At 68.5% G+C, this 10,715-nt stretch carries 6 protein-coding genes and 1 pseudogene; 6 read left to right on the forward strand and 1 reads right to left on the reverse strand.

Features of this window, described 5'->3' with window-relative positions:
• The 3 genes from cysS to FOY91_RS18900 form a co-directional block, all read left to right on the forward strand.
• A partial coding sequence (gene cysS / locus FOY91_RS18890; RefSeq protein WP_420822896.1) for a cysteine--tRNA ligase occupies window positions 1-1,535 on the forward strand: 1,535 nt, incomplete at its 5' end.
• A gap of 145 nt (window positions 1,536-1,680) precedes the next feature.
• The gene (locus FOY91_RS18895; protein ID WP_145155240.1) at window positions 1,681-3,330 is read left to right on the forward strand and encodes an acetolactate synthase large subunit; all 1,650 of its coding nucleotides are present in this window, start codon (window positions 1,681-1,683) and stop codon (window positions 3,328-3,330) included.
• A 46-nt stretch (window positions 3,331-3,376) separates the two neighbouring features.
• Window positions 3,377-4,837, forward strand: coding sequence for an aldehyde dehydrogenase family protein (locus FOY91_RS18900; RefSeq protein WP_145155242.1), 1,461 nt, complete (start codon window positions 3,377-3,379; stop codon window positions 4,835-4,837).
• Between the two features lie 116 nt (window positions 4,838-4,953).
• Here FOY91_RS18900 and FOY91_RS18905 read toward each other — a convergent pair whose 3' ends face one another.
• Window positions 4,954-6,681: an adenylate/guanylate cyclase domain-containing protein gene (locus FOY91_RS18905; RefSeq protein ID WP_145155244.1), complete on the reverse strand. Its 1,728-nt coding sequence runs from the start codon at window positions 6,679-6,681 to the stop codon at window positions 4,954-4,956.
• Between the two features lie 234 nt (window positions 6,682-6,915).
• Between FOY91_RS18905 and FOY91_RS18910 the strand changes: the two genes are divergently transcribed.
• The 3 genes and pseudogenes from FOY91_RS18910 to FOY91_RS18920 form a co-directional block, all read left to right on the forward strand.
• Window positions 6,916-8,298 carry a multiheme c-type cytochrome gene (locus tag FOY91_RS18910; protein WP_145155246.1) on the forward strand — a complete coding sequence of 461 codons (1,383 nt, stop codon included), beginning with the start codon at window positions 6,916-6,918 and terminating at the stop codon, window positions 8,296-8,298.
• On the forward strand, window positions 8,298-10,295 hold the full coding sequence (locus FOY91_RS18915; RefSeq protein WP_145155247.1) for a heme-binding protein: 1,998 nt from the start codon (window positions 8,298-8,300) through the stop codon (window positions 10,293-10,295). The genes FOY91_RS18910 and FOY91_RS18915 overlap by 1 nt, the downstream gene beginning before the upstream one ends.
• Before the next feature lie 3 nt (window positions 10,296-10,298).
• Window positions 10,299-10,715: pseudogene (locus FOY91_RS18920) on the forward strand (hypothetical protein); the annotation flags it as partial.

The raw sequence follows: 10,715 nt of genomic DNA on the forward strand, positions 1-10,715 counted from the left end.
GCCCCGCCCCCGCCGGCCCGCCGCTGACGTTGTTCAACAGCCTGACACGCGCGACCGAGACCTTCACCCCGATCGATCCGGCGATGGTGCGGCTCTACAGCTGCGGGCCGACGGTGTATAACTTCGCCCATCTCGGCAACCTGCGCGCCTATGTCTTCACCGATACGTTGCGGCGGGTGCTGAACTGGAAGGGGTATGCCACCAACCACGTCATCAACATCACCGATGTCGGCCACCTGACCTCCGACGCGGACGAAGGCGACGACAAGATGGAACTGGCAGCGAAGGCGGCGGCGCGTACCATCTGGGAGGTCGCAGCCTTCTATACGGAGGCGTTCAAGGGCGACCTCGACCGGCTGAACGTACGCCCGCCGACGCTGTGGAGCGTGGCGACCGACCATATCCAGGACATGATCGGCTTCGCACAGGCGATCGTCGATGCCGGCTCGGCCTACGAGCTTCCGTCCGGCCTCTATTTCGACACCTCGACGGTCACGGAGTACGGCCGCCTCGCCGGCACCCGGCCGGACGAGACGGTCGGTCGTATCGACAGCGTGGAAGGCAAGCGCAATCCGGCCGATTTCGCCATCTGGCGGCGATCGGCGGAACCCGGCCACCGCCAGATGGAATGGGCCTCGCCGTGGGGCACGGGGGCGCCGGGCTGGCACCTCGAATGCTCGGTGATGAGCCAGAAGTATCTGGGCGCGCAGTTCGACATCCACACCGGCGGGATCGATCATCGCGAGATCCACCACTGCAACGAGATCGCCCAGAACCAGGCGTTCACCGGCGGCGGGATCGGCAACGGCACCGGTGCGAACGTGTGGATGCACAACAACTTCCTCATCGATCGCGACGGCAAGATGTCCAAGTCGAAGGGCGGTTTCGCGACGGTGCAGTCGCTGGTCGACCGCGGGGTGCATCCGCTGGCGTACCGGCTGCTGTGCCTGTCGTCGCATTACCGCAGCGAGCTTGAGTTTTCGGCCGACACGCTGCTGGCCGCCCGCACCCGGTTGAAGCGGCTGTTGCTGGCGATCGCCAAACAGCAGCTGGACCCCGGCCCGGCAAACGCGTTGCTGGACGACGTGCGGTTCAGCCGTGGCGCCGCGCTCGATTTCACCCGCGCCGCGCTGGAGCGGCGGCTGGGGGACGGCGCACGCGCCCATCTGGCGACGTTCGATGCGGCGATCGCCGACGACCTGATGACGCCGGTGGCGCTGACCGTGCTCGACCAGATGCTGGCGGACAAGCGGCTCGACAAGACGGAAAAGGCGGCGATGCTGGCGAGCATGGATCTGGTGCTCGGCCTGGGGCTGGCGGGATCGACGGCGATCACGGTCGGCGACCTGCGGCTGCGGCCAGCCGATGCGGCGCTGACCGACGAGGCGGTGGAGGCGCACCTCGCGGACCGCCGTGCCGCCCGCGCCGACAAGGACTTCGCCCGCTCCGACGCGATCCGCGATACGCTGGCGGCGCAGGGCGTGGAGATCATGGACGGCGACCCGCTCGGCTGGGAATGGCGACTGGTGCCGTAACGAGGTTTGACCAGTCGGATCGAAATGCACCTTTGCCCGCCCCGGGAAATACTCTAGTCAGATGGCACAAGCACTGGGGTCGCGTCGCACAGGTTCAACATTGCCGCCACGACACCGGTCGGGCGACACGCGGGGGAAAAACGGCATGGCGACCAAGGCATCCGATCTGTTCATCCAGTGCCTCGAGGCGGAAGGCTGCGAATATGTCTTCGGTGTGCCGGGCGAGGAAAATCTGGACTTCCTCGACAGCCTTTCCCGGTCGGACAAGATCCGGCTGATCCTGACACGGCACGAACAGGGCGCGGGGTTCATGGCCGCCACCTACGGCCGCCACACCGGCAAGACCGGCGTCTGCCTCGCCACGCTCGGGCCGGGGGCGACCAACCTCGTGACGGCCGCGGCCTACGCCTATCTCGGCGGCATGCCGATCCTGATGGTGACCGGGCAGAAGCCGATCAAGAAATCCAAGCAGGGTCGCTTCCAGATCCTCGACGTGGTCGACATGATGCGGCCGATCACCAAGTTCACCCACCAGCTCGCCAGCGCCGACAATATTCCCAGCCGAGTGCGCGAAGCGTTCCGTCTCTCCGAGGAGGAGAAGCCGGGGGCGACGCACATCGAGTTTCCCGAGGACATCGCTGACGAGCATACCGACAGCGTGCCGCTGAAGCGCAGCCACGTCCGTCGCCCGCACGCCGACGACAAGTCGATCCGCATGGCGGCCAAGAAGCTGGAGGCCGCGAAGTCGCCGGTGCTGGTGATCGGCGCCGGCGCCAACCGCACGATGACGAGCCGGATGCTGCTCCAGTTCATCGAGAAGACCGGCATCCCGTTCGTGACGACCCAGCTGGGCAAGGGCGTGATCGACGAGTGCCACCCCAAGTTCCTCGGCTGCGCGGCGCTCTCGTCGGGCGATTTCGTCCACAAGGCGATCGAGAGCGCCGACCTGATCGTGAACATCGGCCATGACGTGATCGAGAAGCCGCCGTTCTTCATGAAGCAGGGCGGCACCGAGGTGATCCACGTCTCGGTGCGGACGGCGGAGGTCGACCCGGTCTATTTCCCGCAGATCGAGGTGATCGGCGACATCGCCAACGCGATCTGGCAGCTGAAGGAGGATATCGTCCCCTCCCCGAGCTGGAATTTCGACCGGATGCTGGCCGCGCGCGCCGCCGAAGTGGCGCATACCGACAGCGTCTCCGACGATGCGCGGCACCCGATCTACCCGCCCTATCTGGTCCGCAAGATCCGCGAGGCGATGCCGGCCGACGGGATCATCTGCCTCGACAACGGCGTGTACAAGATCTGGTTCGCGCGCAACTACACCGCGCGCCAGCAGAATACCGTGCTGCTCGACAACGCGCTGGCCACGATGGGCGCGGGGCTGCCCTCGGCGATGGCCTCGGCGATGGTCTATCCCGATCGCAAGGTGATGGCGATCTGCGGCGACGGCGGCTTCATGATGAACAGTCAGGAGATGGAGACGGCGGTCCGCCTCGGCCTCAACATCACCGTGCTGATCCTGAACGACAACAGCTATGGCATGATCCGCTGGAAGCAGGCGAACATGGGGTTCGAGGACTGGGGGCTGACCTACGGCAACCCGGATTTCGTGAAATATGCCCAGAGCTACGGCGCGCAGGGGCATCGCGTGGAGAGCGCCGAATCGCTGCCGGCGCTGCTGAAACAGTGCCTCGACACGCCCGGCGTGCATCTGATCGACTGCCCGGTTGATTATTCGGACAACGATCAGATACTCAACAAGGATCTCAAGCAGCTCAGCGCGGCACTTTGATCGGGCCGCCCCCGCCCCCGACAGGGCGGGCAAGGAGGAAGCCGACGTGAAACTGCAAGCAACCTATCCCCTGTACCTCGCCAACGAGGCGCAGCAGCCGAACACCGACCTGGCGGTGACCGACAAGTTCACCGGCGAGGTGGCGACGCGCGTCGCGCTGGCCGACGCCGCTACGATCGAGGCCGGCATCGCCGCCGCGACCGAGGCGGCGGCCCCGATGGCGGCGATGGCGGCCTATGAACGGCAGGCGGTGCTCCAGCATTGCGTCGATCGCTTCAGGGAGCGGCAGGACGAACTGGCCTATGCGCTGTGTGTGGAGGCGGGCAAGCCGATCAAGGATTCACGCGGTGAGGTGGGCCGGCTGATCGACACCTTCCGCATCGCCGCCGAGGAATCGGTGCGGATGACGGGCGAGGTCCAGCCGCTCGACATATCGGCGCGCGCCAAGGGGTATCAGGGCATCTGGAAGCGCGTGCCGATCGGCCCGTGCAGCTTCATCTCGCCGTTCAATTTTCCGCTCAATCTGGCCGCGCACAAGGTCGCGCCCGCGATCGCGGTGGGGTGCCCGTTCGTGATGAAGCCGGCCAGCCGCACGCCGCTGGGCGCGATCATCATGGGCGAGGTGCTGGCCGAAACGGATCTGCCGAAGGGCGCCTTCTCGATCCTGCCCGCCAGCCGGGATGGGGCGGACCTGTTCACCACCGACGACCGGCTGAAACTGCTGTCGTTCACCGGCTCGCCCGACGTGGGCTGGGATCTGAAGGCGCGCGCCGGCAAGAAGAAGGTCGTGCTGGAACTGGGCGGTAACGCGGCCGTCATCATCGACGAGGACGCCGATCTCGACGATGCGGTCGATCGCACCGTGTTCGGCGCCTTCTACCAGAGCGGGCAGAGCTGCATCGGGGTGCAGCGCATCCTCGTCCACGCCAAGGTGTACGACACGTTCCGCGACAGGCTGGTCGCCAAGACGAAGACGCTGATCGCCGGCAACCCGCACGACGAGAACACCTTCGTCGGCCCGATGATCGACGTGAAGGAGGCGCAACGCCTCGAAAGCTGGATCGACGAGGCCCAGGCACGCGGCGCGACCCTGCTGTGCGGCGGCAGGCGCGAGGGTGCGATGCTGCAGGCCACGCTGCTGGAAGGCGTGCCGCTCGATACGAAGCTGAACGTGGAGGAGGCATTCGGCCCGGTCGCCTTCCTGATGAAGTTCGGCGATTTCAACGAGGCGATGGACCTTGTGAACGACTCGAAGTTCGGCCTGCAAGCCGGTATCTTCACGCGCGATATCTTCAAGGTGCTCGATGCGTGGGATCATCTGGAGGTGGGCGGCGTCGTCATCAACGACGTGCCGAGCTACCGGGTGGACAACATGCCCTATGGCGGCGTGAAGGACAGCGGGCTTGGCCGTGAAGGCGTGCGCTTCGCGATGGAGGACATGACAGAGATCCGCAACCTCGTCATCCGCCGCCGCCCGGGCGTCGATCCGAAACCGCGGCCGGAGTAACTACGCCCCTTCTTGTGTCGAGCGAAGTCGAGACACGTCTTCGGACTGCCCGGCGACAGGCTTCGGCTTTGCTCGACCGGTCCCTAGACTTCGCTCTGGCTAAGGGTTCGTGAAATTCACGCTCGCGTCAGGCGATACATCGGTGCGCTCCCCGCCCCCTTCGCCAGGTCGATCCGGCCGACGTAGCGCGTCGTGAAGCGGTCCGGCGCCTCCAGCATCAGCATGGCGGCGAACGGCTCGGTCACGAAGACCGCGCCGGGGGGCGTGACCGGCTCGATCCGGGCGGCGCGGGAGACCTCGCCGCCGTAGAAGCTGATCTTGCCGGTGATATGATCCCGCGCGCGATAGACGGTGCCGAAGTGCGCGCCGATCCGCATCCCCATGCTGGCCTTCAACCCGAGCGAGGCATAGTCGAACCCGGCGAGCGCGCCTTGCAGTGACAATGCGATTTCGGCCGACACGGCGGCGCTGCGAGTGACCGCGTAGAGCGCATCACCCCAGCTGTTGCGGCACTCCACCGCGTCGCCCTGCGCGTCGAGCACTTCGGCGACGCGGCGCATCACCCCGTTCCAGAACGCCGGCAACGCCTGCTCGCTCAGCTTCGAGAAGCCCGGGAAATCGGTGAACAGGATCGCCGCCGTCGTCCGCGTATCGGCGGCGGGCACTGGCGGCGGCGGCGTGAACCCACCGCCCGCGCCGGGCATGGCGATCGACACGTTTTCGCCCGCGCGATCCCGCCACGTCGCCATTCCCGGCATCGCCTCGGCCGCCACGCCGATGCCGAGCCGGAACACGTCAGCATCGAGATGGCGAGATTTGAGGCGGGCCAGCCCCATCGCCATCCGGTCGGCATAGTCATGTTGCGCCGGATCGCCGGTACAGGGCATCGCGCTGGCCGGGATCACGCTGGTCGCCGCCGCCACCGCCGCGCGGTATCGGGCGACCCATGGCTCGCCGGCCGGGCGAACGGCATGGGCGATGAAGTCCGCCTCGTCGAACGGCAGTACGACGTGGAGCTCGCCCCCGCGCGCCAGCACCGCTTCCGCCGCCAGGAGCTCGCCGCCCGCCGACAGCGTGCCGTAGGCAAAGCCCACGTCGCGCGTGGCCAGCGAGTCGGCGATCGCCGCGGCGATGGCGGCCTCCGTCGCGGCATCGGGGGCACAGGCGCGGCCGGTGAAGTGGATCGCGGCGGGCGGGCGGACATGGCCAAGCAGCGTCTGCGTGCGGGAGGCATCCAGCCCCACCGCCGCCGCGATCGCGCCGAGCTGACGGCTGGTCGAGGCGCGATCGGCGGCCGCGGCGAACGGACGCGGTCCGGCGGCGGCCAACACCGCGATCGCCTGATCGAACCGTTCGAGCACCAGCAGCAGTTCGGCCTTGCGGGTGGCGGCGCGGTGATCGCCCGCCGCCGGCAGATCGGGGTGCATCAGCAGGCGGCGCGCCAGATCGCGCGCCGCCTCGCCCTGCCCCGCCAGCAGCGAGAGGCTGGCCGCGTTCACCCCCGGCCGCAGCGCGCCGCTGAGATCGAACACCGCGCGATAGGCATCGGCCGCCGCCGCCATCGCCACCGGGCGTGCACGGCCTTGCAGCGCGAAGGCGCGGTCCTTGAGCAGACGCGCCCCCACGGCCAGTTCGTCCGGCTCGCTCGACCGGTCGAGGCCGTAGACCGAGAACAGCGCGAAGGCCGTTTCGGTATCTCCCATCCGCCCCAGCGCCAGCACCTGCTGGTGGCGCAGACCCTCCGACTCGTCGCCGGCGGCGATGGCCGAAACGGTGATGTCGTAGGCGGCGGCGAAATCGCCCCGGGCGAGGGCGGCGCGGGCCTGCTGGTGGGCGTCGCTCATCGGGGATCGCTTCCTCACGCCCGGCGTGAGACCTTGCCGGGCGAAGTCATCGTACCAGAGGAGATCGGAGCGCACCCGCAACAATAAGACACGGGCGGACCAAATCTTGGTTGCCTCCGATGACAAGAGCGAACATAAATGCGTCTAATCATGGGTCGCACCAGTGGGGAATTGGATCCGGTCGCAACGACCGGGCAAGGGAGCGCCATGCCGGGGGGAATAGTGGCGGGCAGAATGCCATGGGCGATCAGCGCGCTGGGCTGTGCATTGCTCGCACTGGCCTTGTTCTGCCTGTTCGGACTGGGCGGCATGACGGGTGAAACACCCGCCGTGGCCGCGACTTCCGGTTCGTCCGCCAGCGGCGTGCATGTCGGCGTGGCATCCTGCGCCGGCTCCACCTGCCATGGTCGGCAGGAGGGGGACGGCCGCGTCGTCCGTCAGGACGAGCTGATGCGCTGGCAGGAACCCTCCAGCCCCACCGGCGCGCACAGTCGCGCCTATGCGATCCTCTCCAATCCACGCAGTCAGGCCATCGCACAACGGCTGGGCCTCGGCTCGGCCGCGTCGGCCCCGGCGTGCCTCGGCTGCCATGCGGACCCGGGCACGCGCGGTGGCCGCTTCCAGCTGAACGACGGGGTGGGCTGCGAGGCATGTCACGGCGGCGCCTCCAACTGGCTCTCCAACCATTATGCGGTGGGCGCGACGCACGCGGGCAACGTGGCGAACGGACTGACCGACCTCACCAACGCCACCGTGCGCGCCAATAACTGCCTCGATTGCCATTTCGGCAGCGACCGGCCCGGCCAGTTCGTCGATCACCGGATCATGGCCGCCGGCCACCCGCGCGTGTCGTTCGAACTCGACCTGTTCTCCACGCTGCAACAGCACTGGGACGAGGATGCGGATTACGTCCGTCGCAAGGGCAGGACGAGCAACGTGAAGATGTGGGCGGTCGGCCAGGCGACCGCCCTCGATCGCGCGCTGTCGCTCTATTCCACCGCGCGGCTGGGGCAGGAAGGTATCTTCCCCGAATTCTACTTCTTCGATTGCCACACCTGCCATCGCCGGATCACGGACGAGGCGGATTACCGGCCCACCGCCGTGCCCAACCCGGGCCGGCCGATTCCGAGCGGAATGCCGGCGTTCAACGACGAGAACATGATCATGCTCGCCGCCGCCGCCCGCGCCGCCGCACCTTCGCTCGCCGGCAAGCTGGAGAGCGACAGCCGGGCGTTTCACGCCGCGCTGGCGGTGGACCGTCCGTCCGCAATCCGCGCCGCCGCGCAGTTGAAGTCGACGGCCGGCGCGCTGGCCGCCACCTTCTCGCGCGCCAGCTTCGGCCGGGCCGAGACGTTCGCGATCATCGACACGGTGGCCGGCAACGCGATCGCGGCGCGCTACACCGATTACGAAGGCAGCGTGCAGGCGGTGATGGCGGTCGATACCCTCCTCAACGCGCTGGTGAACGCAGGGCAGGTCGGCAGCGGTTCGGCCAAGACGATCCGTGGCGACGTGAACCGCGCTTATGCCGCCGTGCGTGATCCCAACGCGTATCGCCCCGCCGACTTCCGGGCCTCGCTCGGCCGCGCGGCCGGCGCAATCAGGGCGCTCCGCTGATGCTCCGCAAACACGCCTCCACGCTCCTCACGGCCACAGCCTTCCTCCTCGCCTCGTGCGGCGGCGGCGGCGGGGGCGACAATGCGGCGGGCACCCCCGCCCCCGGTGGCGGCAGCAGCGGCGGCACCACGCCGCCGGCCGCCCCGCAAAGCCTCTACGCCGTACCCGCACCGGAGGCGCTGACGGCGGCCGAGGTGGCGCAGATCGTCGCGCAGGCGGCGGGCGAGGCGCAGGCGCGCGGGCTGCCCTCGATCATCTCGGTGGTCGATCGCGTCGGCAACGTGCTGGCGGTGTACAACATGAACGGCGCGGCGCCGACGCTGCGCATCCCCACCCCGCCGGGCGGTGGGCCGAGCTTCGATGCGCAGGGGCTGACCGGCATCCCGGCGGCGGCAGGCGCGATCGCCAAGGCGGTGACCGCGGCCTACCTCTCCAGTTCGGGCAACGCCTTCAACAGCCGCACCGCCAGCTACATCGTGCAGGAGAATTTCCCTCGTGCGCCCGGCAAGACGACCGGGCTGGAAAGCGGCCCGCTGTTCGGCGTGCAGTTCAGCTCTCTCCCCTGCTCCGACCTCAACCGCCGGATGGCGGACGGGACGATCGGGCCGAAGCGCTCGCCGCTCGGCCTCTCCGCCGATCCGGGATCGATGCCGCTGTACAAGAACGGTGTCGTCGTGGGCGGCATCGGCATCATGGGCGACGGCGTGTACGGCGCGGACGACGACGCGACCAAGAACGACGTGGACGACAACGAGGAGTTCATCTCGCTGGCCGGCGCCACCGGCTTCGAGGCACCGGAGGAGATCAAGGCCAACCGCATCTCGATCGATGGGACCACGCTCGGCTTCGTCGATTTCGGTGTCACCCGCGCCAACCTGAAGAGCAACCCGGCCGCGCCGCCGTCGCTCGGTGGACTCGGCGGCTATGTCGCTATCCCCGGCTATTATGTCGGCGGCGGGCCGATCGCCGGCACGCCCTATGCCACCGCCGCTTCCGGCTATCGCCTGGCCACCGCCGCCGAGCGGACCGCCGGCTCCGCGATCGACAGCCCGGATGCGCTGCTCGTCGTCGATGCGGCGGGCAACAACCGCTATCCGATCCGCGGCGGCACCGACAATGCCGAGGTGGCGCAACCGCTGACCGCCGCCGAGGTGCGCGCGATCGCGGAAGAGGCGTTCAAGGTGCTCGGCCGGGCGCGTGGCGCGATCCGCCAGCCGCTCGACAGCCGGATGCAGGCGACGATCTCGATCGTGGATACGCGCGGACAGGTGCTGGCGCTCCAGCGGTCGCCCGATGCGCCGGTGTTCGGCACCGACGTGTCGTTGCAGAAGGCGCGCTCGGCGGCGTTCCTCTCCAGCCCGAAGGCGGCGGCGGACCTGCTCGCCAGCGGCTCGGCCGATGTTGCGGGCTTCGTTCAGAAGACGCGCGATTTCCTCGGCCGACAGGATGCGCTGACGGGCAACATCGCCTTCTCCGAGCGGCCGATCGGCCTGCTCGCGCGACCGTATTTCCCCGATGGGCAGGTCAACACCGCCAACGGGCCGTTGTCCCGCCCGATCGCCAGCTTCAGCCCCTTCTCCACCGGGCTGCAATCGGCGCTCATCATCGGCAATCTGGCACAGCAGCTGGGTGAAGTGGCCGGCGGGGCGGCGGTGCCACGGCGCTGCACCACCCTGCCCGCCTTCGATGCCAGTGGCGGCAACCGGCTGGAAAACGGTCTCCAGATCTTCCCCGGCGGGGAGCCGATCTATCGCGGCACCACGCTGATCGGCGCGATCGGCGTCTCGGGCGACGGCATCGATCAGGACGACATGGTCTCGTTCCTCGGCGTGTTCAACGGCGGCGTTCGCGTCGGCGGCGTGGGCCATGCGGCGCGGGACATGCGGATCAGCGCGATCCCGTTCCGCCAGGCCAACAACGCCTTCCTGCCCTACGTGCAATGCCCGGTCGCGCCGTTCCTCGACACCAGCGAACAGAATGTGTGCGAGGGGAAATAGGCGGTGGCCCTCCTCTCCTCCCAGATGCTCCAGCTGGCCGCGATGATGGCCGGATCGGCGTCGCACCCCGTGCCGCCGGTGGAACCCGCCGCGACGCCGGAGCCCGAACTGCAACAGGCCGGGGCCGAACCGGAATTGTTGTTGCTGCAGGCGGTACCTGCTGCAGAGCCTGAGTTGTTGCTGACACAGCTGGCACCGCCGCCTTCGCCGGGAACGCCCGTGACGGCAAGCGATGCTGCGCTACCCGATCCGACGCCGGTAACACCGCCGGTGCACGCCGATCCCGGCCCGCTTCCCGCCCCGACGCACATGTCCGACGTACCGGCGGCGTCCTCCGCACAGGTCGATGCCGCCCCGGCATCGACCACGCCGGCGGCAAGCGTTCCTTCACCGGCAAGCGCGCCCTCGCCCGTCATCACC

Origin of the sequence: Alterirhizorhabdus solaris (assembly GCF_007785815.1) — a bacterium.
Lineage (GTDB): Bacteria > Pseudomonadota > Alphaproteobacteria > Sphingomonadales > Sphingomonadaceae > Alterirhizorhabdus > Alterirhizorhabdus solaris.